At 64.5% G+C, this 24626-nt stretch carries 34 protein-coding genes and 4 tRNA genes; 10 read left to right on the top strand and 28 right to left on the bottom strand.

The genetic code is table 11. From position 1 onward, the window contains the following. Positions 1–158 precede the first annotated feature (158 nt). The 7 genes from O0K41_RS17940 to O0K41_RS17910 form a co-directional block, all read right to left on the bottom strand. On the bottom strand, positions 159–1112 hold the full coding sequence (locus tag O0K41_RS17940) for a phage capsid protein (RefSeq protein WP_005412403.1): 954 nt from the start codon (positions 1110–1112) through the stop codon (positions 159–161). 26 nt (positions 1113–1138) lie between these two features. Further along, positions 1139–1753, bottom strand: coding sequence for a hypothetical protein (locus O0K41_RS17935; protein WP_308304545.1), 615 nt, complete (start codon positions 1751–1753; stop codon positions 1139–1141). 16 nt (positions 1754–1769) lie between these two features. Further along, positions 1770–1913: a hypothetical protein gene (locus tag O0K41_RS17930; protein WP_004154577.1), complete on the bottom strand. Its 144-nt coding sequence runs from the start codon at positions 1911–1913 to the stop codon at positions 1770–1772. A 16-nt stretch (positions 1914–1929) separates the two neighbouring features. Next, positions 1930–3486 carry a portal protein gene (locus O0K41_RS17925; RefSeq protein ID WP_005412405.1) on the bottom strand — a complete coding sequence of 519 codons (1557 nt, stop codon included), beginning with the start codon at positions 3484–3486 and terminating at the stop codon, positions 1930–1932. Then, positions 3479–3631, bottom strand: a complete 153-nt coding sequence (locus O0K41_RS17920) for a hypothetical protein (protein ID WP_005412406.1) — start codon at positions 3629–3631, stop codon at positions 3479–3481. Before O0K41_RS17920 ends, O0K41_RS17925 begins: the two co-directional genes overlap by 8 nt. 20 nt (positions 3632–3651) lie before the next feature. Next, positions 3652–3831 (bottom strand): hypothetical protein, encoded by a 180-nt coding sequence (locus tag O0K41_RS17915; protein WP_005412407.1) that lies wholly within the window; start codon positions 3829–3831, stop codon positions 3652–3654. Positions 3832–3895: 64 nt separating this feature from the next. Further along, complete coding sequence (locus O0K41_RS17910; protein WP_004154581.1) at positions 3896–4432, bottom strand: adenylate kinase; 537 nt, start codon at positions 4430–4432, stop codon at positions 3896–3898. Between the two features lie 68 nt (positions 4433–4500). Here O0K41_RS17910 and O0K41_RS17905 point away from each other — a divergent pair, with 68 nt between their 5' ends. Continuing rightward, positions 4501–4809 carry a hypothetical protein gene (locus O0K41_RS17905; protein ID WP_032961816.1) on the top strand — a complete coding sequence of 103 codons (309 nt, stop codon included), beginning with the start codon at positions 4501–4503 and terminating at the stop codon, positions 4807–4809. Between the two features lie 25 nt (positions 4810–4834). Here the strand turns inward: O0K41_RS17905 and O0K41_RS17900 are convergent, their stop codons facing one another. The 21 genes from O0K41_RS17900 to O0K41_RS17800 form a co-directional block, all read right to left on the bottom strand. Then, entirely contained in the window at positions 4835–5041 is a 207-nt protein-coding gene (locus tag O0K41_RS17900; RefSeq protein ID WP_005412408.1) for a hypothetical protein, read from the bottom strand. Further along, positions 5029–5862 carry a hypothetical protein gene (locus tag O0K41_RS17895; protein ID WP_004154583.1) on the bottom strand — a complete coding sequence of 278 codons (834 nt, stop codon included), beginning with the start codon at positions 5860–5862 and terminating at the stop codon, positions 5029–5031. The genes O0K41_RS17900 and O0K41_RS17895 overlap by 13 nt, the downstream gene beginning before the upstream one ends. Beyond that, positions 5859–6008: a hypothetical protein gene (locus O0K41_RS17890; protein ID WP_005412410.1), complete on the bottom strand. Its 150-nt coding sequence runs from the start codon at positions 6006–6008 to the stop codon at positions 5859–5861. The genes O0K41_RS17895 and O0K41_RS17890 overlap by 4 nt, the downstream gene beginning before the upstream one ends. Beyond that, positions 6005–6316: a hypothetical protein gene (locus O0K41_RS17885; RefSeq protein ID WP_043033722.1), complete on the bottom strand. Its 312-nt coding sequence runs from the start codon at positions 6314–6316 to the stop codon at positions 6005–6007. Before O0K41_RS17885 ends, O0K41_RS17890 begins: the two co-directional genes overlap by 4 nt. Beyond that, positions 6313–6561 carry a hypothetical protein gene (locus O0K41_RS17880; RefSeq protein ID WP_005412412.1) on the bottom strand — a complete coding sequence of 83 codons (249 nt, stop codon included), beginning with the start codon at positions 6559–6561 and terminating at the stop codon, positions 6313–6315. The genes O0K41_RS17885 and O0K41_RS17880 overlap by 4 nt, the downstream gene beginning before the upstream one ends. Next, positions 6558–6683, bottom strand: coding sequence for a hypothetical protein (locus O0K41_RS17875; RefSeq protein ID WP_005412413.1), 126 nt, complete (start codon positions 6681–6683; stop codon positions 6558–6560). The genes O0K41_RS17880 and O0K41_RS17875 overlap by 4 nt, the downstream gene beginning before the upstream one ends. 28 nt (positions 6684–6711) lie before the next feature. Further along, positions 6712–7077 carry a hypothetical protein gene (locus O0K41_RS17870; protein ID WP_005412414.1) on the bottom strand — a complete coding sequence of 122 codons (366 nt, stop codon included), beginning with the start codon at positions 7075–7077 and terminating at the stop codon, positions 6712–6714. Beyond that, positions 7074–7412, bottom strand: a complete 339-nt coding sequence (locus tag O0K41_RS17865; RefSeq protein ID WP_050483582.1) for a hypothetical protein — start codon at positions 7410–7412, stop codon at positions 7074–7076. The genes O0K41_RS17870 and O0K41_RS17865 overlap by 4 nt, the downstream gene beginning before the upstream one ends. Next, a complete protein-coding gene (locus O0K41_RS17860) occupies positions 7394–9268 on the bottom strand; it encodes a DNA polymerase (RefSeq protein ID WP_049417451.1) in 1875 nt (624 codons plus the stop codon). The genes O0K41_RS17865 and O0K41_RS17860 overlap by 19 nt, the downstream gene beginning before the upstream one ends. 12 nt (positions 9269–9280) lie before the next feature. Then, positions 9281–9931 carry a hypothetical protein gene (locus O0K41_RS17855; RefSeq protein ID WP_005412416.1) on the bottom strand — a complete coding sequence of 217 codons (651 nt, stop codon included), beginning with the start codon at positions 9929–9931 and terminating at the stop codon, positions 9281–9283. 10 nt (positions 9932–9941) lie between these two features. Beyond that, positions 9942–10190: a hypothetical protein gene (locus O0K41_RS17850; protein WP_005412417.1), complete on the bottom strand. Its 249-nt coding sequence runs from the start codon at positions 10188–10190 to the stop codon at positions 9942–9944. Between the two features lie 165 nt (positions 10191–10355). Continuing rightward, complete coding sequence (locus O0K41_RS17845) at positions 10356–11987, bottom strand: toprim domain-containing protein (RefSeq protein ID WP_004154589.1); 1632 nt, start codon at positions 11985–11987, stop codon at positions 10356–10358. Then, positions 11974–12153 carry a hypothetical protein gene (locus O0K41_RS17840; RefSeq protein ID WP_004154591.1) on the bottom strand — a complete coding sequence of 60 codons (180 nt, stop codon included), beginning with the start codon at positions 12151–12153 and terminating at the stop codon, positions 11974–11976. The genes O0K41_RS17845 and O0K41_RS17840 overlap by 14 nt, the downstream gene beginning before the upstream one ends. Continuing rightward, positions 12150–12536 carry a helix-turn-helix domain-containing protein gene (locus O0K41_RS17835; protein ID WP_004154592.1) on the bottom strand — a complete coding sequence of 129 codons (387 nt, stop codon included), beginning with the start codon at positions 12534–12536 and terminating at the stop codon, positions 12150–12152. The genes O0K41_RS17840 and O0K41_RS17835 overlap by 4 nt, the downstream gene beginning before the upstream one ends. Before the next feature lie 11 nt (positions 12537–12547). Further along, positions 12548–12910 carry an N-acetylmuramoyl-L-alanine amidase gene (locus O0K41_RS17830; protein WP_004154593.1) on the bottom strand — a complete coding sequence of 121 codons (363 nt, stop codon included), beginning with the start codon at positions 12908–12910 and terminating at the stop codon, positions 12548–12550. Beyond that, on the bottom strand, positions 12911–13348 hold the full coding sequence (locus tag O0K41_RS17825; protein WP_157178715.1) for a RusA family crossover junction endodeoxyribonuclease: 438 nt from the start codon (positions 13346–13348) through the stop codon (positions 12911–12913). Continuing rightward, positions 13332–13997 carry a hypothetical protein gene (locus O0K41_RS17820; RefSeq protein ID WP_004154595.1) on the bottom strand — a complete coding sequence of 222 codons (666 nt, stop codon included), beginning with the start codon at positions 13995–13997 and terminating at the stop codon, positions 13332–13334. The genes O0K41_RS17825 and O0K41_RS17820 overlap by 17 nt, the downstream gene beginning before the upstream one ends. Beyond that, positions 13997–14155, bottom strand: a complete 159-nt coding sequence (locus tag O0K41_RS17815; protein ID WP_154267700.1) for a hypothetical protein — start codon at positions 14153–14155, stop codon at positions 13997–13999. Before O0K41_RS17815 ends, O0K41_RS17820 begins: the two co-directional genes overlap by 1 nt. Then, a complete protein-coding gene (locus tag O0K41_RS17810; protein WP_005412421.1) occupies positions 14155–14439 on the bottom strand; it encodes a hypothetical protein in 285 nt (94 codons plus the stop codon). The genes O0K41_RS17815 and O0K41_RS17810 overlap by 1 nt, the downstream gene beginning before the upstream one ends. Continuing rightward, a complete protein-coding gene (locus O0K41_RS17805; protein ID WP_005412422.1) occupies positions 14432–14575 on the bottom strand; it encodes a hypothetical protein in 144 nt (47 codons plus the stop codon). Before O0K41_RS17805 ends, O0K41_RS17810 begins: the two co-directional genes overlap by 8 nt. Before the next feature lie 44 nt (positions 14576–14619). Next, a complete protein-coding gene (locus O0K41_RS17800) occupies positions 14620–17055 on the bottom strand; it encodes a DNA-directed RNA polymerase (RefSeq protein ID WP_005412423.1) in 2436 nt (811 codons plus the stop codon). Positions 17056–17618: 563 nt separating this feature from the next. Between O0K41_RS17800 and tig the strand changes: the two genes are divergently transcribed. The 9 genes from tig (at position 17619) to O0K41_RS17755 (ending at position 24625) form a co-directional block, all read left to right on the top strand. Beyond that, positions 17619–18914, top strand: a complete 1296-nt coding sequence (tig, locus tag O0K41_RS17795) for a trigger factor (RefSeq protein WP_005408268.1) — start codon at positions 17619–17621, stop codon at positions 18912–18914. Between the two features lie 76 nt (positions 18915–18990). Next, positions 18991–19617: an ATP-dependent Clp endopeptidase proteolytic subunit ClpP gene (gene clpP / locus O0K41_RS17790; RefSeq protein ID WP_004146318.1), complete on the top strand. Its 627-nt coding sequence runs from the start codon at positions 18991–18993 to the stop codon at positions 19615–19617. Positions 19618–19743: 126 nt separating this feature from the next. Next, positions 19744–21033, top strand: a complete 1290-nt coding sequence (gene clpX, locus O0K41_RS17785) for an ATP-dependent Clp protease ATP-binding subunit ClpX (RefSeq protein WP_004154600.1) — start codon at positions 19744–19746, stop codon at positions 21031–21033. A 143-nt stretch (positions 21034–21176) separates the two neighbouring features. Next, a complete protein-coding gene (gene lon / locus O0K41_RS17780; protein ID WP_149500751.1) occupies positions 21177–23627 on the top strand; it encodes an endopeptidase La in 2451 nt (816 codons plus the stop codon). 217 nt (positions 23628–23844) lie between these two features. Beyond that, positions 23845–24117, top strand: a complete 273-nt coding sequence (locus tag O0K41_RS17775; RefSeq protein ID WP_005408270.1) for an HU family DNA-binding protein — start codon at positions 23845–23847, stop codon at positions 24115–24117. A gap of 11 nt (positions 24118–24128) precedes the next feature. Beyond that, a tRNA-Val gene (locus tag O0K41_RS17770) sits at positions 24129–24203 on the top strand. 26 nt (positions 24204–24229) lie between these two features. After that, positions 24230–24306: transfer RNA gene (locus tag O0K41_RS17765), tRNA-Asp, on the top strand. An 84-nt stretch (positions 24307–24390) separates the two neighbouring features. After that, positions 24391–24467 (top strand) — tRNA-Asp (locus O0K41_RS17760). Positions 24468–24551: 84 nt separating this feature from the next. Then, positions 24552–24625 (top strand) — tRNA-Asp (locus tag O0K41_RS17755). Position 24626: the final 1 nt, after the last annotated feature.

The following is a 24626-nucleotide window of genomic DNA, read 5'->3' as shown; positions in this document are numbered from 1 at the left end:
CGGATACCGAGACGACGCCTATTTCTTCCTCAAAATCCGTGCAGCCTTCCCCGGACTTGGGTGAAGAACCAAAAAAACGGGGGACACCCATGTGGATGTCCCCCGTAGATGGAGAGAGATTGAAGCGCCGCGGGATTTGCCCAACGGCGCGGTATTGCTTACGGGGCCTTCGACAGCTCGATGGCACCGCGCGGAGCCAGGATGCCGTGACCCAGCGCGTACTTCGCCAGCATCAGGGTGCCCTGCTTCTCGCCCTGGTACACGTCCTCCAGGGACAGGTCCAGCAGCTTGAGGGTGCCGACCGCCGAGCGGTGGAAGATCACGCCCACGGTGTCCGCGAAGTTGCCGCGGTACTTGGCCGGGATCGAGGCCAGGGCCGACTCATCGACACGCGGCATCGCGTTGATCTTCACCAGCGGGATGCGGGCGACCGAGGAAATGATCGCCTGGCCGTAGGAGCCGTTCGATTCCGCGTTGATGTCGCGGTCGATCAAGTCCTTGTTCTCGGTCAGCAGATACCACTGAGCCGGGGCCAGTGCGCCAGTGAACTCCTGCGGGTTGTCCGGCAGCAGCTTCTCGTCGAACAGCATGCGGGCGTTGCGGAACGCATCGGCCAGCACGGTCGGATCGGAGGCCATCGTGGCGGCCTTGATGATGGCACCACCCGGCTGGCCTTCGACCTTGCCTTCGGTGGTACGAGCGGCCAGGATCGCGCAGCGCAGCTCGTTCTGCATGCGCTTGAGCGCCAGCTCCGCACCCTGCTGACGGGTGTACTCGGAACGCACGTCGTAGTGGTTCATCGCCTCGTCGATGTTGGCGATGAAGGCGTGCGAGATCAGCATCGGATCGAGGGTGATGATGGTCTCGTTGTGCTCGACCACCAGGCCCTTGATCTCGGTGCCCGGCACATGGTACTCGGAGCCGATGGTGCCGACGTTCGGGAACGAGGCGGACTTGCCGCTCTCGATGTTGCGCACCGACACGCGGCCGTCCAGCTTGTAGTTCTCGACGAAGCTGGTGATGGTTTCAGCAGTGTAGTTCTGCTTGAACAGCGCCCAGGCGTCGCCGTTGGCCTGGGCTTGACCCAGGCGGGAGGGGATTGCGTCCGACATTTAGTCCTTGCTTGAGGTTGAGTGGATTACTTGAACAGCGGCGACACGGCCAGGCGGGCGGAGACTTCCGCGCGGTAAGCCGGATCACGGTGGTAGCGCACATCGCGCATCGCTTCGACGACCTGCGCCTGCGACTGGAACGGCTTGGGGCCTGCATCGGCGTTCGATGCGGTCTTGCCATTCAGAAGGCGGCCGTTGCCGCCACGGAGGGCGACGAGGCCCTGGACTGCCAGCGCTGCGCGGCCGGCGTCGCCGGACTGCACCGCTTCGTTGAACGCCCGCTTCTGCTCGGCGCTCAGGTTGGTCTTAGCCCACTGGACCAGGCCGTCGTAACCGGCCTTGCCACCTGCGGGCGAGTAGACGGCGTTCTCGTAGGTCTGCACGCGAGCGCGCAGGCCATCGACGTACACGTCCACCAGCTCCTTCGGATAGCCCGCGTCCTGGAGCTTCTTGTAGCTCTCCTCGGACAGCGAGCCGTTCGAGTTGAACTCGGTGGCGAAGTCGTCCAGGTTCAGGCCAGCCCGCGCCAAGGCGTCACGCGCGTCATCCGCGGTGGCGTCGTCGATGGTCGCGGGGCCGCCCTTGCCACCCTTGTCGTCGGCTGGCGTGCTCAGTTGTGCGTAGGCGGCTTCCAGCTCCACTTGCCCGGCTGCGACATTACTTGTCCTCGGGCTTGTAGTTGACGATGACCAGGCCGTTCGTCTTGCGGGTGATCTCGGCCTTGCCCTTACGCTCGACGCTCGGAGCCTTCGGGGCTTCCTTGGTCGGCTTGGCGGGCTTCTCGGTGGTTTCGTTCGACATTGCGTCCTTCTCGGGGTTACGGGGTTTGGGTCATCGCTGAGGCGATATTCGGAGCGGCACGGACCATCGCCTCCTGCGCCGAGGCGTCCTGCTGCTCGGCAGCAAGCTCGTCGTCGGAGCGGATCAGGCCCTTGGTGGAAATGTCGGAAGCGGCGGCCAGTCGGGAGATCGCCTCGCCACTGTTGAGGCGGCGCGCCTTCTCCTCTGCGCCGACAAGCGCATCCACTGCCTGACCGAACTCGATCAGCTTGTTCAGGTCGTGGCCGCGGCCGAGGGCGGCGATGCCAACGGTGATGCGCGGCTTGATGAGTTCCTGCGGCAGCTCGGGCAGGCGACCCTGCTTCTGGAGCTTGTGCAGGCGGCGGCGGATCAGCGGCAGCAAGAGCTGCTCGCCCGACATCGCCATGAAGCCGCTGAGGGCGTCGTCGAGTTCCTGGGTGAGCACCCGGATTTCGTAGGCGGTCACGCGCTCGCCGGGGCGCTGCACGGCGGACTTCACGCCGAAGATCAGCTCCAGCGAGTTCGCCAGCCCTTCGGCCTCCTGACGCACGAAGTTCAGGTCGTAGGCTTTCTGGAGCTGGAGCGTGGTCACGTCGCTGGCCTCGCCACGCAGCACCGCGCCGGACTCGGCCTCGGTGAGCTGGCGCTCGCGGATCGTCGAGGTCGGCTTGAGGAACATGATGATCTTCGCCAGCGCGGCGGCACCCTTACGGATCGCCTTGCGCAGCGCCTCCAGCGACTCGAACGCGCCCACGTAGTCGTAGACCAAGCCCTCGCCGTAGTCGTCCACGAGGGACGGCGGCGCGCACAGGGGAATCCACGGGCAGGCGTCGATGGGGTAGGTGCCCACGGTCTCGGGGACTTCGACGCCCTCGACCTCCTGGACCACTTCCCACTCCTTGCCATCTTCCGAGCGACGCACCCAGGTGTAGAGGTTCACGTCGTCGTTCTTGGTCTTTTCGTCGCGTTCCTGGGCGAGCTTCTGCATCACCGCCGCGCGGATCGAGTCCGGCAGCATGGCCGGGGCGATCTTGTCGAGCGTGATGATCTCCAGCACGTTGCCCAGGCCGTCGCGGTCGGTCACGTAGGAGGTCAGCGGATACAGCTTAGGCTTGCCCTCGTCGGGGTCGTAGAGCAGGAAATTGCCGAGGACGATGGCGTGCTTGGCCGCCTCGCTGAGGACCGGGCGGACGCCGCTGGTCTCCAGGTCGTTGACGATGACCCGCTCCACGTCCACCAGCGCGGCCTCCAGTTCGGAGGTCTCCACGCCAGCCTGCTCGGCGATGTTCTCGGCGACTGCCTGGTCAGGCGCGAGCTTGAACACCGAGGCGTTCGGCGGGAGCCAGGCCAGCACGATCTTCGAGGCCAGGGCGTTGACGCACTTCGGGCCGGTGTCGATGTAGGCGGAACCGGGGGTACGCGATTTCGCGCCCTCGTCCACCCACAGGCGGGGCAGGGTAACCTTGGCGCAGCGCTTGGCGCGCGTCTCGGCTTCTTTGCGGTTGGACTTGAGATCGCCGTAGCGCTTCGCGGCCGTCTGCTTCTCGGCCGAGGTCTGCTTGGCGTCAGCCATTCGGAATGGTCAGTCCTTGGTACTGCGTTGCGTTGTTCAGGTCCAGTCGGACCTTGGACTTACGCCGCTGATCGGCCGCGTGGCCGGTCGGCTGGGTGTCCTGGCGGGTCAGCAGGATCGGGTCTTTCTCCTGCTGGTCCGGCATGTTGGGCTTGCTGCACATGATTAGCGGGCGCGGTGCTCCATCTGCTCGACCTTCCGCAGCGCCTTTAGCCGGAGGATCAGGCGGCGCTCGCCCTGCCGGAGCAGGAACTCCTCCTTCGGCTTGGCGGGGTCGTAGATCACTTCGGGGTGCAGTTCGTCCAGGAGGTCGATCAGGTCGTAGGAGTGCAGAGGGATTTGCATAGAACTCCTGGGTTATGAATAGGTGGGGAAACTGTCGTTTCCCCCGATGATGACCACTAAACCCTTAGAGTCGGGCCAGCGATTCCGCGACCATCCGCAGGCGGTGGATCGGGCCGTTGTTGTCGATCACGGTGTCGATCAGGTCGCCGTGGACGCCTGCCTCGGAGGCATGCGCCGAGACCGGGGCCGCGCTGTCGCGGAGCACCTGGACCACCTGGCCGCCCCACTCACGGATGAACTGCGCCTCGTTGTCGAAGCGAACGTCCGACACCACGACGCCAGCAGCGCCGTCGCGGCGGGCCTGACGGATCTTCTGCGCGACCACCTTGACCCACAGGTCGCGGTCGATCATTTCACGGCCCCACTCGGTGCCCACGGTCTGCATCAGGCGGCGCGGGGTCTGCCCGTTGAGCCAGTCGAGCGGCTCCTCCTTGAGCGGGCCGTCCTCCATCGCGGACACCGGCAGGCCGGTGATGTCCGCCACGAAGGCGCGGATCGGGGCCGCGAAGGACAGCTTCACGAAGCCGTGGTCGCTGACCAGGAACTCGGCCAGGGTGTCTTTGCCGCTGCGGGCGCGGCCGGTGATTCCGATGATCTTCATGGGGACTCCAAAAGAGAAACCCGGCCTTAGCCGGGTACAATTCGTGTTCGTTATGGAAGGAGACAGGTATGGCGAGTTCTACGCCGAGTAACACAAACGGAGCGGAAATCTCTGAGCTTGCACAGAAGCTCTATGGCCTACAGGAGGCGATGGATGCGCTCGTGGCATCAGGGCAAGCACAAGGAATTCAGCGAGAGCGCTACGATGCGGCCAAGCAGCTCATCACAGATAAGCTCACTGAGTTCAGCTGCACGTATGAAACGTTGACTACGCCGAAGGCGATCCAGCTTTGGGTTTTCAATAGCCGAGAACCCGTAAGTCGGAATCCGTCAGAGATTGCACACTGGAAGCAGTTCTACGTGGACGAGTTGCGGTAAGCAGGATCAGGTGGCTTGGTTGTCGTCAGGCGAAACACCGGGCGATCAGCCAAGCCGCGCCAGCAACGCCGACAGCGGCCGGCCACAGCTTGACGCTGCCAGCCGAGCGGTACAGGGTGCGTTCGAGGGTGTTGAGGCTGCGCCACCACAGCCAGGCAGCGCCGTAGGCGACGAAGGCGAACAGCACGGCCAGCACGGCGACGATGGTGATGAACAGGATCAGGGTTTCCACAGCTTCACTTCCTTGGTCTTGGGGTTGTAGTCGCCGTAGCGCAGGATTCGCGCGAGGCGTGCTTGGCGGATCGCATCGTGCTTCGACAGCGGCTCGGTGCCGCCGCGGGGGATGCGGGTGGTGTAGGTGGTGACGACGGTGTTCCACAGCGCGCCGAGGTGCTCCTCGACGGACGCATCGCGGTACGCCTCGTGGATGGGCATGAGCAGCTCGTCCGCGCCCTTGTGGCCGATGCCGGGGAAGCCGGGGTAGTTATCCACCTGGTCGCCCGTGAGCACCTGCTTCATCCAGAACAGGTCAGCGTCGTGAGCCGAGATCGGCCGGACGCCCACGTCGGGACGGTTGGGGTTGTAGAGACGGATGCCGGGGATCGTCTGCATGTCCTTGTCGATGGACACGACGATGCGGCTGCCTGGCGCGCGCTTCGGATTCGGGTGCGAGGCCAGCAGCCCCAGCACGTCGTCACCTTCCAGGTTCTCGATCTCCACGATCTTGTCGCCGAACTCGTCGTAGACGAACTCGTCGAGCACGTACCACAGGGCAGGCTTGTCCTTGCTGGCACGGTTGAGCTTGTAGGTTGGGTCGATGTCCTTGCGGAAGTTGTGCTTCTTGCAGGACAGGGCCAGCAGGTAATCACGCGCGCCGAACTTCTCGACGATCTCGTCGATGTAGTCCTCCAGCTTCGCCTTCGCGCGCTCGGGCTGGATCGCTTCGACCTTGTTGCCGTCGCCGTTCCAGTCGATGTTCGCGGTGTTCGAGAACGCGAGCTGGTAGCGCAGCACATCGGCGTCGATCAGTAGCAGGGGGCCGCGCTTGTTCATGCGTCCACCCACTGCCATCCCAGGAACGCCAGCGCGAACCAGCGGTGCAGCCAGTTCGGACGCTCCCGGACCTGCACGAAGAAGTTGCCGCCAATGACCCAGGAACCGGCCGCCTGCGGTGGCCGATAGGTGACGTAGGAAGTCATGGCCGCTTCTCCGGGTGGCGCTCATACCACGCCTGTAGCTCGGCGGCGTAGCGCTTCATTCCGGCCTGGTACTCCGGGCCGTCGCCGAGCGGGTACTCGTGCTCGTCGCACACGAAGTCGGTGGTCGGGATGGTGTACGGAATCTGCGTGCAGGAGTTCCCCGTACACATCGACTGCCACATGATGATGTAGGAGTTCTCGCTGTGCCCTTTCAGGCACGAGCCATAGTCCGCACTCGGCGGCCAGGGCTTCATATCGCACGCAGCGAGGCCAGCACACAGCGCCAGGATCAGGAGAGCGCGCTTCATACCATGCTCTCGTGTACGGCGACCCAGCACTTCTCGCTAACGCGGCGGATGAAGTAGGTCGCGGTGCTCCACTCCACGGGGCGCAGCATGCGCTCGGTGCAGCACGGGCACTTGGCGTTGTAGGCATGAACCTCGGGCTGGTGTTCGAGCACAGCCACGCGGTAGGTGGTACACGGATCGATCACGCGGACATCGCCGTCAGCGGGGCCGCCAATGAAATGCACGCGAAGCCGGTTCTCGTTCATCGGTTCGATTCCTTGAGGACTTCCAGGGCGCTCGCCTTGTCGGCGTTGCAACGCTGGAGGCCGTCCTCGGCGTTGCCGCCGAAGCGGTAGAGGTCGTAGGTGGTGGTGGTCGGGTCAGCCATCACGGCGTCGAGTGAGGAGTGCGTGCCCTCAATGACGGTCGGCTGGAGGAACTGCTCCGGCACGACTTTCGAGGTGTGCGCGGCGCAGCTCGTCAGGAATGCGGCGAGACAGGTAATCGCCAGTTTCCGGGTCAGCATTTGCTGCAATCTCCACAGAGCGGTTGGTGGTGGCGCGGGCGTTCCGCAGCGCTGCATCGAAGGCAGAGCGGCGCACGGCTTCGCGGTTGAGGGTCTCGACGGTCTGCTTGAGGTCGGCCAGTTCCTTTGCCGACTCCTCCAGCTCCGTCACGCGCTGGGCCATTGCGGTGTACTTCCAGGCTGCGAAGCCGCCTGCCGCGAGCGCGGCAACGACCAGCAGCGCCGCGAGGGCGCGCAGGATGTTGGTTGGGTTCATCGGTTCTCTTGGACGTAACAGGCGACTCGCAGAAGCTCCGAGGGAGTCGCGTCGGACTTGATCTGATTCGCGCGTGCGGAGATCACGCGCACGTTGCCCCGGACGTAGCCGAGGTCAGGTTCGATGCGGTCGAGCGTGGGTGAGTTGGGGCCTTGGGCCTTGCGCCCGACAGCGCGGTACAGCGGGATGCCCAGTGCCGGGCAGAAGTCGGGGACCACGATGTCGTCCGACGTGAGGTCGAACGGCAGTCCCTTCCTAGCTGCCCGGCGTTTCGCTTGGCGCACCAGGGCGAGTGCAATGTCCCGCTTGCCGCGGGTCAGTGCGTCTCGGCCCAATTCCTTCCGATCTTGAACTCGCCATCGAGCGGACAGCGGAAGCCGAAGTAATCGCCAGCCTTGCGGATGGCAGCCTGGGCGGTCTTGCCCACGAACTCGGCCTTGTCCTCGTCCACTTCGATTTGCCACTCGTCATGGACGTTGGCGAGGAACTCGTAGTGGACGCCCGGCACCAACCCTGCGGCTTGCAGGTCGGCGTCGAGGATCACCAGGGCTTTCTTCATCACCAGCGCACCGGCCGACTGGAGCAGGGTATTGAGCGCGGCGTGGTCGCTGCGGATGTGCAGCTTCCGGCCGTCGAGACCGATCAGGTATCCCTTCTCGGCCGCGCGCTTCTTGACCCCGCGTACCAGCTTCTCCAGCGCAGGCAGCCCGGCCAGGAACTTCGAGCGGAGCTTCGCCCCGGCCTGGCGACCCTTGCCAACGATGGAGCCGAGCTTCGCGTCGCCTGCCCCATAGAGGAAGGCGTAGATGAAGGTCTTGGCGTTGTCGCGGGTTGGCAGTCCTGCCGCCGATTGGTTGACGGAGTGGATGTCGCCTTCGAGGATGACCTTGGCGTACTCGCCGCCGTCGTGCTTTGCCATGAAGTGCGCCAGGCAGCGCAGCTCCAATCCCGAGGCGTCCGCGCCGACCTGGAGCTTCCCTGTTGGGACGCAGAACAACGAGCGGCACTCGAATCCGTAGCCGCCTTCCTGGCCCTTGAGGATTCCCTTCTCCTTCGAGTGCTGGACCTTCGGCACCTGAGCGATGTTCGGCTTCGAGTGCGTCATGCGGCCGGTCACCGCTGCGTTCTGATTCACGCTGCCGTGGATGCGGCCGTCCTTCTTGATGGCCTTGAGCCACGCCTCGTCGCCTTCGGCGAGCTGGCCGAGGCGCTTATTGACGATGAAGTGCTCCAGCAGGAGCGGGATGATCGGGAACTTGAGCGCGCCCAGGACTTCTTCGTCGATCTTCGGCTGGCCCTTCTCGGTGAACTCCTGGGGCTGCCAGCCGTACATTGCAGTCAAGCGGTCAGCAATGTGCTGGCGGCTTGCCGGGTTGAACACCACGTCCTTGTAGGTCGTGACCTCCACGCCCTTGACGTAACCGCGGCGCTTGTCGTCGCGCTTCGGTACGAACTTGCGCTTCACCACCTTCCACGGCGGAATGACCTTGCGCAGCTCGGCCTCCAGCGCAGTGCGCCGGGACACGAGGATGCACTCCAGCTCACGCGCCTTCTCCTGATCGAACAGGTAGCCGTAGCGCTGCTGACGCGAGAGGATCGGCGCGACGGCCTGCTCCAGCTCGATGGCCTCGGTAGGGAGGCCCTTGCTCATCAGCAACGCGAACAGCGCTTGCGTGACCGCAACGTCCTGGTCGCAGTAGTCGTCCATTTCCTGAGACCACTGTGCCCAGGGATCGAGGCCGCGTGCGGCCATCTGCGCCGCGTAGTCGCCTTTCCAGCGACCGAGGCGGTAGCCCCACGCTTCGAGGGCGTGGCGGCCGATCAGCTTGCCCGGCAACACCGGGTTCGCTCCCTGCTTCTTGCGGGCCTTGAAGTCGCGGTCCTTGAGGTCCGGGTAGACCAGCGTGGACATCAGCAACGTGTCGAAGTACGCCTGGACCTTGAAGTCCGGGAACACCTTGGCGATAGCCGGAATGTCGAATCCGGCGATGTTGTGGCCGACAACGCGCTTGGCCTTCTTGAGCCTCTCGACGGCCTGACGGACTGTCATTTCGCCCGTGCCGTGATCGTTGGCGGACAGGATGGGACCGCGCGGTGCGCCGGTCTCATCTACCTCTTGGAGGGAAATGCAGTGGATCGTGTCAAGTTCGTCGAGGAGGCCATTGGTCTCGCAGTCGAATACGAGGATCAACGGCGGTCCTCCTTACGGGTAGCCGTGGTTGGTTACGGGGATTGCGCGGACGCGGCGGCGGGCGCGGAGGATGTACTCCGGCTCGGGGGCCTTCGGCGGCGTGTGGACGCCCTGCGGCGCGTGGCCGGGGAAGTCGTCGTCCTCGAACAGTTCGTCCTGCTCGGGCTGGTCGGGATGCAGCGTGTAGCCGTAATCCTCGACGTAGTGCGTGATGCGGCGGATGGTGCGCTCGGTGCCGTTGTTGTTCAGCACGAACAGCAGCTTCTCCGATGCGTCGGCAACCGCGCCTTCGAGGGATACGACCACCACCTCGTCGGTGCTGGGTTCGTAGATGGCGACGTGGGCGCAGCACCGCAGATCGAACCGGGCGCAGTGCTCGTGCGGCGTACCGAACTCGAAGCCGATCAGGCTCACGAGGTGACCCTCGGGCGAGCGGAAGTTGCGGATGCCGTTCGGAGCGGCCTCGCTGGTCCAGTCGTTACGGCCGCTCAGGTACGCGGCCACGTAGGTGTAGCTCGCCAGTGACACGAAGAAGCAGTCGATGTCCTTGATTTCGGTCCCGTCGTAGAACGCGCGCAGGCTTCCGCCACCCAGGATCACCAGGTGGCGGACTTCGGCCGGCAACACGTCGAACAGGGACCGAGCGTGTTGCTCGGCAGTCATGGTTGGTCCCTTAGCGGATCAGGTTGGTGAAGCGCTCGGCGACGCGCAGGGCGCGCTCGGCTTCTTCCTCGTGCTCGTCGGCCTGCGAGTGCAGGACATCGGCCTTGTCGCGCAGCGTCGATGCGGTGGCGATGCGGTCGGCGCTGATCTTGAACAGCTTGTCCACCTGGCCCTCCAGCACCTTCACCACGTCGGTCACGGTGTCCTTGCGGAACGGAGCGGTCAGCAGGTCGATTGCGATGGCGACGATCTCTTTCATTGGGGTAGTTCCTCGGCTTTGATGTGGATGACCACGCGCCGCCCAGGCTTGCCGTACATGACACGGCAGGCTTGGTCGGAGCGCGGGAGTTGGTAGGGGAGAACGAGGCTCTCAGCGAAGGAGAGCGGCGCATCAGCTGGGATGAAGCCGACGACCGAGCGGCCGTCAGTAGTCGGAGGTGGATACATCGGATGACTCGTCGGCGAAGTCGCCGTATTCGCCCGGAGCATCTGCATTGAGCAGGCGGCCGGATGCGTGGTCGTAGCTGTAGTAGAGAACCTGGCCGTTCGACTGGCCGGTGAAGCGATCCTTTAGGACGCGGAAGGTCGTGCAGTTGCGCTCGGCCTCGTTCTCGGCCTGCGTGTTGCGCTCCAGGCCGAACGCGAAGTGCGTCCAGAAGCCAATCGCGCGGCTGCCCTTGAAGTGGCGGAGCATCACGCGCCCGCCTTCCTCGTGTGGCTTGCCTTCCGGCGTGGCGAGGTGCGAGACCAGGTAGATGCAGATGAGGTGGCGCTGCGCGAACTGCGCGATCTTCGCCATCGTGTCCTCCAGCATCTTCCGCTCGTCCTCGGCACCGGCCGCAAACGACGTGAGGTTGTCGAGGACGATGTGCTTGACGCCCTCGGCGACGACCATGTGGGCCATCTTGGCTTCGATCACGTCCCACTCGGACGAGCCGAAGTGGTCGTAGATGAACACCTGGCCCTTGTCGAGAATCTCGAACGCGGCTTCCAGCTCCTCCTGCGTCCAGCTCCCATCGGGGACGTGGAAGCGGCGGCCAGCAACCTTGCCTGCCATGCGCTTCGCCGTCTCGACCGGCTGCTGCTCCAGGAAGAACAGGCCAACGCGGTCGCCGGTTTCCTGCGCGATGAAGGCTGCTTCCTCCATCAGCCAGTCGGTCTTGCCGATGCCGGTGCCCGCGCCGAAGGTGTAGACCTCGCCGTACCGCTTGCCGTAGGTCAGCGCGGTGAGGCGCGGGTCGTGCCAAGGCATGCCCATCGAGACCGGCTTGAGTGCCTTCTCCTTGAGGGAGCCGAACGTCACCACTCCATCGGGGCGCTTGGTCTGCGCTTCGTAGATGGCGCGGGTGATCGCCTCGGCATCGCCACGCTGGAGCAGCTCGTTCGGGTCTTTCGCCGGGAGCTGTGCGATCTTGGCCTTGCCGGGAGTCAGCAGCAGCGCCACTTCCTGCGCGGCGGCTTGGCCCGGTTCGTCCATGTCGAACATGAGCACAACCTCGTCGAAGCCGTTGACCCACTCCAGCTCGCGCTTGATGGACTTGGCCGCGCCTTGCGCTCCGTTCGGAACGGACACCACCGGCCAGCGGAGGCCGAGTGCCTGCGCCACGGAGAGCGCGTCGATCTCGCCTTCGGTGATGACGAGGCGTCGCCCCGGTTCGTAGAGGTGCTGGCCGAACAGCCCGCACGCCTTCGAGTCGCCGATGAATGAGAACTTCTTGTCGGGGTAGCGGAGCTTCTGCGCGACGATGCCGCCATCGCGCTTGTAGTTGGCGATCTGCACGGTCTTGCCGTGCTTGTCCTTGCCGATCCAGTAGCCGTACTTACGGCATGCTTCCTCAGTGATACCGCGCTTCGCCAGGGCTTGCGGTTCACCCTTCGCAAAGTCGCTCATGGTTTTCCTGCTGGTGGGTTGAGAGACCTCCTCGCCTTCGGCTGGCTCGTAGTGACCGCAGCCGAAGCAGTAGCCGTGCCCGTCGCTGTAGCGCGCAAGGTTGTCCTTGCTGCCGCAGTTCGGGCACGGCTCTTTGTGGAGGTATTCGGAGTCAGCGCTTTGCACGCTCCACGGACCACATGCGCTTGCGGTAGGAAATGCCGAGGCGACGATTCAGCGCACCCTTGACGGTGCGGCCCAGGCCGCGGAACGGCTTGTCGGCGCGCGCCCATGCGCGCTCGAAAGCCAGGCGCATCGCGGACGGAATGACGGTGGTAGCGGTGTTGGTCATGCGTTCTTCTCCAGCAGGAACTTGGTGAATGCGGCGACTTCTTCGGTCGCATCGTTGGCGTCGAGGCCCAGCTCGTCGGTGCAGTAGTTGCGATACAGCTGGAGCAGCGCATCGACGCGGTACTGCTTCGGAGCGCGGCGCGCTTCCAGGAGCGGAGCCTTGCTGCGGCGCTGACGGCGCGACAGGCGATAGCGCGTGTACCGCTGCCCCGAGGCGTCCTCGCAGGTCTGCGTTTCGATCTCGAAGCCAGCAGCGCGCAGCTCATCGACGCGCGAGGCGAGGCGGCGGATGCGGTAGACGCCTTCGGCCTGCCACGAGGTCAGGTGCGAGTGGCGACGCAGGTGATCCAGGACGACCTGGGTTTGCGGGGGCAGCGGTTTCACGTTGGGTTCTCCTATCGAGGGAAGTCAGGTGCCCACACGACGGGCTTGCCGTAGGCGGCGAGCAGGCGTCGCAGCGCGGCGTGTTGGGCTTCGGTGAAGTTGTCCTCGGGCTGCATGGCGTCGTTGACGCCGCCCAGGAGGCAGACTTGGTATGCGGATTGGTTGTGCTTACCGGCGAGAGCGCCGGGCTGATTCAGCGGGCGACCGTCGTAGATCGAGCCGTCACGTTCGATGACGAAGTGGACGGCGATCTTCGAGTAGCCCTGCGAGCGGTGCAGGCGTGCGAGTTCTTCGCCGGTCGTGACCTGCTCGGGGCGGGTCATGCTGGCGAGGACGAACAGCGCCTCTACCGATTCCAGAGGTTTGAGGCGCACTTAGAGTTTGTAGAGGTGGACTTCGGTGCGTGGTTCTTCGTCCGGCTGCGCCCAGCGCTTACCGGAGAGCAGCCACATGACTTGCTTGTCGTCGGCCCAATAGCCGGTGGCTTTGGTCACAACGTCCATCGGCCCCTTGGCGAGGTTGTCCACGTCGCCCTTGGGAAACGCGGCCTTCGAGGTCTTGGCGCGTTTGCATACCGCGATGATGACCACTAAAACCGGATCGGTCGGCGACAGGTCCAGATCACCGGCTGGCAGATGCTTCTCTGCGGCTTCCTTCCAGGTCTTGTAGGTCTTGCCGTAGTAGACGCCCCAGCGCGAAACCTTCGGGCGCGAGGCGGGCACCGGGTCAAACGGGAACGTGAGGGAGGCCAAATGCTTGGCCCCCCTCGCGGTGTTCACGATGACCGACAGCGGATCAGTAGTCGCCGTCATCGCCCTCGTCGTCGGAGTCGCTGTCGTCGTCCGAGTCGTCATCGCTGTCGCTGAACGGCGCGCTGTCGGCGGCCTCGTAGCCGTCCTCCTCGCCGAAGCCGTAGTCCTTGGCGTTGCGCTGGCCGAACTCGACCAGCTCGATCACCTGGACGGCGACCATGTAGCAGGTCAGGTAGAACTTCTTGGCCGATTCGACGAACGAGCCGCCGATCTCGTAGGAGACCTTGAGTTCGCTGCCGCCGCCGATCTGCGGCGGGTTGTCGATCTTCTTGCCGCGGGCGTCGAAGATGTCCGGGCGCATGGTGAACTTCTTGCCGGTGCGCTTGCTGACGCCGCTGGCCTTCATCTTGAACTTCACCAGCACGCGGCCGGTGTCATCGCCGTTCTCGTCGGTTTCTTCGGTGAACACCGGGGCCACTTCGGCACCCTTCTTCTTCTTCGGGTTCTCGCTCAGGAACTCCTGGAACAGCTCGTCGCGCCGGGTTTCCAGCTTCTTCGCCAGCGCCTTGAAGTCCTTGTCGTTCGGGTCGAACGCCAGGCTCACGGTGTATTCGCCTTCCGGCTTGAACTTGGTGTCCGGTTCGTTCAGGCGCGGCCACACGGCGGTGCCCTTGGGGGAGACGAATCGTTCGCGCTTCTTGGTTGCCATCAGTTGTCGGTCTCGTAGTTGGTCGGGAGATAGATGCCCGCGCGCCACAGGTCAGCGGCGGCGGTCAACGGGGTGTCGGCGGAAATGCCGAAGGCTTCGTCGATGTCGAAGCCGATGAGCGCCTCGTCGATGAAGGCGTCGGTGATCGGGTCACGCATCACGGGTAGTGCGGTTTCAGCTCGCGCTCCGCGTAGCGGCGCACGGCGTTGAGGGTGTTGACCTGCCGGTAGCGGCAGTCCTGCTCCATGCGCGAGACGACCCGCAGCACTTCCATCGGATCGAGGCCGAGCACTTCGCAGAAGTTCTTGAAGGCGCACGCCAAGCCGATCACCTGATCGGCCGGGTGGCCGAGGGACTGCACGCTGTCGATCACTACGAAAGCGCCGCGTGCGGCGCTCTCGGCAGAACGTGAGTGCAGTCCGTCGATGACGCGATCACGCACCTGCGTGCAGCTCCGTCATGCGGTGCTTGAACTCCTCGACCGTGCCGTGTTCGGCCGGGTTGTAGATGCCGAGGACCACACCGAAGTGGTCCTGGGCAACGTAGGTGTTCAGTGCGTGCTGGTAGTTGATGCTCATGTTGATGTTCTCGCTTGGGGTATCAATTGCCAAAGGGGGATGGACTAGGCAAAGAAATAGCGCGACTCCAGCACCAGGCTGAGGTCCAGGTCGCCATGCGGCGGGAGGGGTGGGAGTTTCTCTGCCGCTTCTGGCGGGAGCTGCTCGACGAGTTGCTGTCGGAAGTCGGCCAGTACGTCGCCGCTGTATTGATCGACGAACGCCTGCCGGAGTGCGGCGGCGAGGATTGCTGCCTGGCCCGCGTGCGTACCGTAGGAGTCGTGGATCATGGCGAACGACTCGATGCCGTTCTCTGCCGCGAGGCAGGTGGTCAGCATCATGTGGCTGGCGTCGCAGGAGTGGACGAAGTTCGGACTGATCCCGAGGGTCTGCCTGCGACGGTCGAGCTTAGTACCGCCGATGTTGACCACTAAATTCACCTCGCGGCCTCCGACGTGCGGCCGGATGCGGACGCCTTCCTCCTCGCGGTACTCCTGGAGGACCGGGAAGCCAGCGGGGGTCGTCCAGCTCACCGGCAGGTCGGCCGACGAGGCGACCTTGGAGGCGTCACGCAGCCAGTCCATCGCCGCGCGGGCTGCGATCACGACCTCGCCGATGCACTCCCACAGCAGGGTCGCCAGGTACTCGGCGGTCTCCCAATCGTCCTCCATGCCCAGCTTCTTGAACTTGGAGAGCACCTGGGCGCGCATGCCCGACTTCGTGACGCCGTAGGGCAGCGTCATCACCGGCTGCTTCACGATGTCGCGGGTGAGCTGGCCGTCCAGCTTGATCGCCAGCGGGTCGCCGCTCTCGGCACGGGCGCGCAGCTTCTCCTGGGCCACGTCTTTCACGCGCGAATAGATGTCGGCGGGCTTCGGCTGCGGGATCAGGTTGGTGGCTGCACCGCCCACGGAGTCGCGGAGCATGGCCGAGAAGTTCTGGAGGCCGTTACAGGAGCCGTCGAGCGCGATGGGCAGATGGGAGACGTGATCGCGGCCGTTGAGGCTGTAGCCGAGCCACTCGAAGCACGCTGCCAGCGCGCAGAACGGGCTGTCGGCGTCCATCCAGAAGCGTTGGCCGTCCAGCGGATCGAGGGCGCTGTCGAGAATCTGCTCCTCGTGCTCGCGCACCCAGGCCACGCGCTCCTCGAACGACACCTTGTCCACGCCGAAGCAGTTGGCGACGTGGATGGCGAGCCAGTAGGCACCGTCCTCGCCGAGCGGCACGCCTTGGGCGAACGTCAGCAGGCCCTTGGCCGCATCATCACCCTGCGGGGTCAGCGTCGGGGGCAGGGGGTAGCACCGGCCGCGGAAGTCGAGGTTGTGAGGGAAGTAGATCGCGGGGTACTCGGCGAACTTCTCCGCCAAGGCGATCTTCTGCGCGGCGGCGAGGCGGGTGGACACGCTGCGCGCGTTGGCCTCGTAGACCTTGGCGCGGTCGCGCTTCCATTCCTTGAACTCGTCGGCGTGGTGCTCCTTGAAGTAGTCCGGGTCGGTCTCCAGCAGGGCAGGGCGGCTCGGCAGGTCCATCAGTTCACGCTCCGGCAGCCCGGCGACACCGCCGCCTGCGTTCCACAGCTCGCGCATGACCTCTAGGACGGGCACGTTCACCTTCCAGGCGGTTGCCTGGATGGCGTTGAGGGCCTGGTAGACGTTGGGCATATCGACCAGCGCCAGCTCGCGCTTGTAGGCGCGGTTGCGGGTACGCACGAGGTCAGCCCGGCCGCCGATGTCGGTCAGGTAGCCGCCGTCGCGGGGCGTGGTCCACGGACGGGGCGGGACGACCATCGGCATCAGCACCGGCTGGTACAGGGCGGCGCTGTCGTGGGCCTTGGTCAGCCAGTCGAGCACCTTCTGATTCCCGGCGATGAGCAGGTGGCGCTTGCCGCGCTCGGCGACGGTGACCAGCTCGACCAGCCCGGTCGCCTCGACGAACAGCTCGATGAGCTTCATGCCCACCAGCAGCGCGTCCTTGTCGGACAGGTAGAGGCGCTTGTCGTCCTCGGGGGCGAACTCGGCGTCGGCGATGACGTGCCGCATGACGGCGGTGGAGTGCCGGGCCGAGGTGGACTTCTTGAGCTGCTCCTGGACGACCCGGTACAGGCCGGGGTGCTTCTCGCGGAGCAGGGAGAAGTTGATCTCGTTGGCGACCTCGTGGCCCAGGGTGATCGCCACGGACACCGCCTTGCGGTGATCGGCGACCAGCGCGTTGACGCAGGTGAAGCTGGTCAGATAGGCGAGGGCGTGGGGGTTCAGGTGGCGGATGAATTTGAGGGCGGCGTGGCGCTTGCCCGGCTTGCCGGTGTCGGCTTCGGCCACGAACGCCATGATCGCGGCGGCGGTGGCGTCGATGCTCTCCATGACCAGCTTGCGGCCGGGGCCGGTCTCGGCCTCCTGGCGCTGCTCCCTGATCTTCTCGTAGCGGGCAATGCCCAGGCTGGTGCTTTCCTTCTCCAGTTCGAGCTGGGCGGCGTGCAGGTCGTTCTCTTGCCAAGTCGTCATCGTTTGCCCTCGGGGGATGCAAAAGTCAAAACGGGAGGACCGCACCGGGGGCTGCCCGGTACGGTCCTGAGTGGTTCGGTTGTTGGTCCTGGGTGGACCTATGTGGAACTGTAGTAGTCCTCGGTGGTGAACAGCAATGAGTAGTTCTGAATGGTTGTCCTAGGAGGAGGTCCGCCGAAGATGACCACTTTATTCGGCGTCACCTGGTGTCACCTGTCGCGGCACCCGGCGTCACCTATATGTCACCCGAAGCGTCACCTGATAGACTGGAACGCTGTAAGTAGTTGAGTGGTCAGCACTAATCGGCAGGGGCTTCGGGATTTAGGTTCCAGTGCCGCAAGGCGTGGGGGTTCGAGTCCCCCCTTTCGCACCAGTGCCGGCCTGTCCCCGCCCTGATCGGGCCCCGCTGCCCCCCCTTGACCGGCACGCGCTGGCAGTGCAGGCCGAATTGGGCGAAACTAAAGGGCTGCGGCAAGCAGGCGCGTCCCAGACGTCGTGTCCTTACAACCGTTTCATCCCAATCATCGAGCCGGGGGCGTGGGCCACCGGTGGCAGGAGTCAACATGCAAGCTTCGATCGAATCCACCGGCAACCTGGAACGCCGCCTGAGCTTCTCGCTGCCGGAAGACCGTCTGCAGAGCCACATCGTCGGCCGCCTGGGCGAAATCGCCCGTACCACCCGCATCAAGGGTTTCCGTCCGGGCAAGGTGCCGGCCAAGGTGATCGAGCAGCGCTTCGGCGCGCAGGTCCGTGGCGAGGCGCTGGACGGCCTGCTGCGCGAAACCTTCGACGCGGCCGTGCGCGAGCACGATCTGCGCATCGTCGGCAGCCCGCGCATCGACAAGGGCGACGAGGGTGAGTTCTCCTTTGTGGCCACCGTGGAAGTGGTGCCGGACTTCGGCGACATCGACGTCAGCAAGCTGACTGTCGTGCGCCACACCGCCGAGATCACCGACGCCGACATCGACCAGATGATCGAGAACCTGCAGAACCAGCGTCGTACCTGGGCCCCGGTCAGCCGTGGCGCGCAGGACGGTGACCTGGTCGCGGTGGAAACCTGGTCGCAGGCTGGTGAAGAGCGCCTGCCGGCCGAAGGCACCGAGAAGGGTTCGATCGTGCTCGGCCAGGGCATGATGTTCGAAACCATTGAAAAGGGCCTGGTCGGCCTGGCCAAGGGCGAAGAGAAGACCCTGGACGTCGAGTTCCCGGCTGACTGGCGCGTGCCGGTGCTGGCCGGCAAGACCGTGCAGGTCACCGTCAAGGTCGCCGAAGTCTCCGAGCCGGTCGTGCCGGCGGTCGACGAAGCCTTCATCAAGAGCTTCGGCGTGAAGGGTGGCGATGTGGAGCAGTTCCGCAGCGACATCCGCGCCAACCTGGAGCGCGAGCTGAAGGGCGCCCTGATGAACCGCCTGCGCCGTGAAGTGGGCGAGCAGCTGATCGCCGCCTATTCCTCGGTGGAAATGCCGCCGCGCCTGGTCGAGAACGAAGCCCGCGCCATGCTGGCCCAGCAGGTCGAGCAGATCCGCCGCAACGGCCAGAACGTCGGCGAGATCCCGGCCGATGCCCACGAAGGCTTCAAGGAAGCGGCCGCCAAGCGCGTGCTGGTCGGCCTGCTGGTCGGTGAAGTAGCCCGCATCAACGACCTGCGCCTGGAAGCCAAGCGCCTGAACGAAACGATGCGTCTGATCGCTTCGACCTACGAAGAGCCGGAGCAGGTCATTGAGATGTACCGCAACGACCCCCAGCTGATGTCTGGCCTGCAGAACCGTGTGATGGAAGAGCAGGTGATCGACTGGATCGCCGAGCGTGCCCAGCACACCGAAGAGAAGCTGTCGTTCCAGGACGCGATCCGCCAGTAAGCCCGGGCGGATCACCGGATGCCCCGCGCCTTTGCCGGCGCGGGGTTGTTGCCCCCCAAGATAGGTACCTCACGTAATGGACAACCGAACCAAAGCCCTGAACCTGGTTCCGATGGTGGTCGAGCAGACCAGCCGCGGCGAGCGTGCCTACGACATCTATTCGCGCCTGTTGAAGGAGCGCCTGATCTTCCTCGTGGGCCCGATCGACGATCACATGGCCAACGTGGTGGTGGCGCAGTTGCTGTTCCTGGAATCGGAAAACCCGGAAAAGGACATCAACATCTACATCAACTCGCCGGGTGGCGTGGTCACCGCCGGCATGGCGATCTACGACACCATGCAGTACATCAAGCCGAATGTGAGCACCACCTGCATCGGCCAGGCTGCCTCGATGGGTGCCCTGCTGCTGGCCGCGGGCGAAGCCGGCAAGCGCTATGCGCTGCCGAACTCGCGCGTGATGATCCACCAGCCGCTGGGTGGCTACCAGGGCCAGGCCACCGACATCGACATCCACGCGCGTGAGATCCTGACCCTGCGTTCGCGCCTGAACGAGGTGCTGGCCAAGCACACCGGCCAGTCGCTGGAGACGATCGCCCGCGACACCGAGCGCGACAACTTCAAGAGCGCCTTCGAGGCGCAGGCCTACGGTCTGGTCGACCAGGTCCTGGAGCGTCGTCCGGATGAGTCGATCCAGGCCGGTTGACCGGCCTTCACGGGGCCATGGAGGCCTCGTTCCTGCAGGGTCGGGCGGGACTGGTGTCCCCTCGGCCCTGTGCTATTCTCGAATCGAACCCCCGTTCAGCGGGTGGGGTAACTGGGTAAGCGAAGCATGAGCGAAGACCGCCAAGGTCGTTCCACGGACACCGGCAAGATCCTCTACTGCTCTTTCTGCGGCAAGAGCCAGCATGAAGTGCGCAAGCTGATTGCGGGTCCGAGCGTGTTCATCTGTGATGAATGCGTGGAGCTGTGCAACGACATCATCCGCGAGGAGCTTGAGGAAAAGGCGCAGTCGGCGCGCAGTTCGCTGCCGAAGCCGCGCGAGATCCTCGAGGTGCTCGACCAGTACGTGATCGGCCAGAACCGCGCCAAGCGCACCCTGGCCGTGGCCGTGTACAACCACTACAAGCGCATCGAGAGCCGGCAGAAGAACGACGACGTCGAACTGGCGAAGTCGAACATCCTGCTGGTCGGCCCGACCGGTTCGGGCAAGACCCTGCTGGCCGAGACCCTGGCCCGCCTGCTCAACGTGCCGTTCACCATGGCCGACGCCACCACGCTGACCGAAGCCGGTTACGTGGGCGAGGACGTGGAGAACATCATCCAGAAGCTGCTGCAGAAGTGCGACTACGACGTCGAGAAGGCGCAGCAGGGCATCGTCTACATCGATGAAATCGACAAGATCTCGCGCAAGAGCGAGAACCCGTCGATCACCCGCGATGTGTCCGGCGAAGGCGTGCAGCAGGCCCTGCTGAAGCTGATCGAAGGCACCGTGGCCAGCGTTCCGCCGCAGGGCGGCCGCAAGCACCCGCAGCAGGAATTCCTGCAGGTGGACACCAAGAACATCCTGTTCATCTGCGGCGGCGCGTTCGCCGGGCTGGACAAGGTGATCCAGGCCCGTTCCACCGACGTCGGCAGCATCGGCTTCGGCGCCAAGGTGAAGAGCAGCGAGCGCAAGCAGGAAGTGGGCAAGGTGCTGGCCGAAGTCGAGCCGGAAGACCTGATCAAGTTCGGCCTGATTCCCGAGTTCGTCGGCCGCCTGCCGGTGGTGGCGACCCTGGAGGAGCTGGACGAGCCGGCCCTGATCAAGATCCTGACCGAGCCGAAGAACGCCATCACCAAGCAGTTCAAGAAGCTGTTCGAGATGGAGAACGTCGAGCTGGAGTTCCGCCCGGACGCGTTGTCGGCCATTGCCCGCAAGGCGCTCAAGCGCAAGACCGGTGCCCGCGGCCTGCGTACCATCGTCGAATCGGTCCTGCTGGACACCATGTACGACCTGCCGTCGCAGGAAAACGTCAGCAAGGTGGTGGTGGACGAGTCGGTGATCGAGCACAAGTCCGAGCCGTACCTGATCTACCAGACCCCAGCGGCCCCTGAACAGAAGGCCGCAGGCGCCGAGTGATCCTTCCAGGTTGTTGATTGGAAAGGATTTTCAAGGAATGCCTTGCATCTGAAAGCCGATGGCCCCATAACGGGGCCATCGGCTTTTTTTGTCTCCGGAAGATGCCCTCCCGGAGGCGGTTTTCCCCCTTCCCTGGAGCCCCCATGGCCCGTTCCCCAAGTGAAACCCTCGACCTGCCGGTCCTGCCGCTGCGCGACGTAGTGGTGTTCCCGCACATGGTCATCCCGCTGTTCGTCGGCCGTGACAAGTCCATGCACGCGCTCGAACAGGCAATGGAGGCGGACAAGCGCATCCTGCTGCTGGCGCAGAAGTCGGCCGAAACCGACGACCCGCATGCGGCCGACCTCTACCAGGTCGGTACGCTGGCGCAGGTGCTGCAGCTGCTGAAGCTGCCCGACGGCACCATCAAGGTGCTGGTCGAAGGACTGTCGCGCGTGCAGGTCACCCACGTCGACGAGCGCAACGGCTCGCTGCACGGCCAGGCGGTGGAGATCGACGCCACTGACGAGCGCGAAGCGCGCGAGGTCGAGGCCATCGCCCGCTCGCTGATGTCGCTGTTCGAGCAGTACGTCAAGACCAACCGCAAGCTGCCGCCGGAGCTGTTGCAGACGTTGTCGGGCATTGATGAGCCGGCGCGCCTGGCCGACACCATCGCCGCGCACATCAGCGTGCGCCTGGCCGACAAGCAGCGCCTGCTGGAAACGCTGGCCGTGGGCGACCGCCTGGAAATGCTGGTCGGCCTGGTCGACGGCGAGATCGACGTGCAGCAGATGGAGAAGCGCATCCGCGGCCGCGTGAAGTCGCAGATGGAGAAGAGCCAGCGCGAGTACTACCTCAACGAACAGATGAAGGCCATCCAGAAGGAACTGGGTGACCTGGACGACGCACCGGGCGAGCTGGAAGAACTGGCCCGCAAGATCGCCGAAGCCGGCATGCCGAAGGCCGTTGAAGCCAAGGCGCGCAACGAACTGAACAAGCTCAAGCAGATGTCGCCGATGTCGGCCGAAGCCGCGGTGGTGCGCAACTACCTGGAGTGGCTGCTGGGCGTGCCATGGAAGAAGCGCAGCAAGGTGCGCAAGGACCTGAAGGCTGCGCAGGACACCCTCGACGCCGATCACTACGGCCTGGAGAAGGTCAAGGAACGCATCCTTGAATACCTGGCGGTACAGTCGCGCGTGAAGCAGATGAAGGGACCGATCCTGTGCCTGGTCGGGCCGCCGGGCGTGGGCAAGACCTCGCTGGGCCAGTCCATCGCCAAGGCCACCAACCGCAAGTTCGTGCGCATGTCGCTGGGCGGCGTGCGCGACGAGGCCGAGATCCGTGGCCACCGTCGTACCTACGTCGGTTCGATGCCGGGCCGCATCGTGCAGAACCTCAACAAGGTCGGCAGCAAGAACCCGCTGTTCGTGCTCGACGAGATCGACAAGATGTCGATGGACTTCCGTGGCGATCCGTCTTCGGCGCTGCTGGAAGTGCTCGACCCGGAGCAGAACAACGCGTTCAACGACCATTACCTGGAAGTGGACCTGGACCTGTCCGAAGTGATGTTCGTGGCCACCTCGAACTCGCTCAACATTCCCGGCCCGCTGCTGGACCGCATGGAAGTGATCCGCATCCCCGGCTACACCGAGGATGAGAAGCTCAACATCGCCACCCGCTACCTGGTGCCCAAGCAGGTCAAGGCCAACGGCCTGCAGCCGGAAGAGCTGGAGATCGGCAGCGATGCCATCCAGGACATCGTGCGCTACTACACGCGCGAATCGGGCGTGCGCAACCTGGAACGCGAGATCGCCAAGATCTGCCGCAAGGTGGTGAAGGAGATCGCGCTGGCCGGCCCGCAGCCGGCGGCGAAGGCGAAGAAGGGTGCGAAGAAGAAGGCGCTGGTGAGCGTGTCCAGCAAGAACCTGGACAAGTACCTGGGCGTGCGTCGCTTCGACTTCGGCCGTGCCGAGGAAGAGAACGAGATCGGCCTGGTCACCGGCCTGGCCTGGACCGAGGTCGGCGGCGATCTTCTGCAGATCGAATCGACGCTGGTGCCGGGCAAGGGCCAGCTGATCCTGACCGGCCAGCTCGGCAACGTGATGAAGGAATCGGCTTCAGCGGCGCTGTCGGTGGTGCGTTCGCGCGCGGTCGGCTTCGGCATCGACAGCGACTTCCTGCAGAAGCACGACGTGCACCTGCACGTGCCCGATGGCGCCACCCCGAAGGACGGCCCGAGCGCCGGTGCGGCAATGGTCACCTCGCTGGTGTCGATGTTGACCAGGGTGCCGGTGCGTGCCGACGTGGCGATGACCGGCGAGATCACCCTGCGTGGTCGCGTCACCGCCATCGGTGGCCTGAAGGAAAAGCTGCTGGCGGCACTGCGTGGCGGCATCCGCACGGTCATCATCCCGGAAGAGAACCGCAAGGACCTGGCCGACATTCCGGCCAACGTCACCCGCGATCTGAAGATCGTCCCGGTGAAGTACATCGAAGAGGTCCTGGACCTGGCGCTGGAGCGTCCGTTGGCACCGAAGAAGGCGCGCAAGAGTGCGCAGCGTGTCACGGTGCGCAGCAAGGCCAAACCGAGTGGAAGCGCGCGCGTCAAGCATTGACGCGCGCTGTCCAATGGCCCGAAACCCGCGTCATTGCTGGCTTTCCAGCTTGCGTGGGGGTAGGGCCACTGGTATAAAAGCAGCACTCGCGAATGAGTGATCGCTGTCAGCGATGACTGAATCGGCGAACCGTTTCCACATGGTGGCCGCATGCAGAAGGCATGCGGTTGCTTCCCTGTCGAATAAGCGGAACCCACCGCCAAAGGAGTTGTAGAGAATGAACAAGACCGAATTGATCGATGCCGTTGCTGAAGCTGCCGACCTGACCAAGGCCGAGTCCAGCCGCGCTGTCGATGCCGTCGTTGCTGCCATCACCAAGGCGCTGAAGGACGGCGATGCGGTCACCCTGGTTGGCTTCGGTACCTTCCAGGTCCGCGACCGTGCTGCACGCACCGGCCGCAACCCGAAGACCGGCGACACCATCAAGATCGCTGCTTCGAAGAATCCGTCGTTCAAGGCTGGCAAGGCCCTGAAGGATGCTGTAAACTAAGCGGCTCGCTGGGGTGCTTAGCTCAGCGGTAGAGCGTCTCCTTTACACGGAGAGGGTCGGGGGTTCGAAACCCTCAGCACCCACCACAGCACCGCGGTAAAAGTTTGAGTGTGGAGCGGTAGTTCAGCTGGTTAGAATGCTGGCCTGTCACGCCGGAGGTCGCGGGTTCGAGTCCCGTCCGCTCCGCCATTCAACGAGGCCTCCGGCCAAAAGCTGGAGGCTTTGTTTTCTTCCCGGTCCAGGCCGGCTGGAAAGCAAAAAAAGCAACAATGCGGAGCGGTAGTTCAGCTGGTTAGAATGCTGGCCTGTCACGCCGGAGGTCGCGGGTTCGAGTCCCGTCCGCTCCGCCATTCAACGAGGCCTCCGGCCAAAAGCTGGAGGCTTTGTTTTCTTCCCGGTCCAGGCCGGCTGGAAAGCAAAAAAAGCAACAATGCGGAGCGGTAGTTCAGCTGGTTAGAATGCTGGCCTGTCACGCCGGAGGTCGCGGGTTCGAGTCCCGTCCGCTCCGC

This window comes from Stenotrophomonas sp. Sm2128 (assembly GCF_030985535.1).
GTDB lineage: Bacteria > Pseudomonadota > Gammaproteobacteria > Xanthomonadales > Xanthomonadaceae > Stenotrophomonas > Stenotrophomonas maltophilia.
Note: the sequence above shows the minus strand (reverse complement) of the source record. Positions and strands in the feature narration are given on the sequence as shown.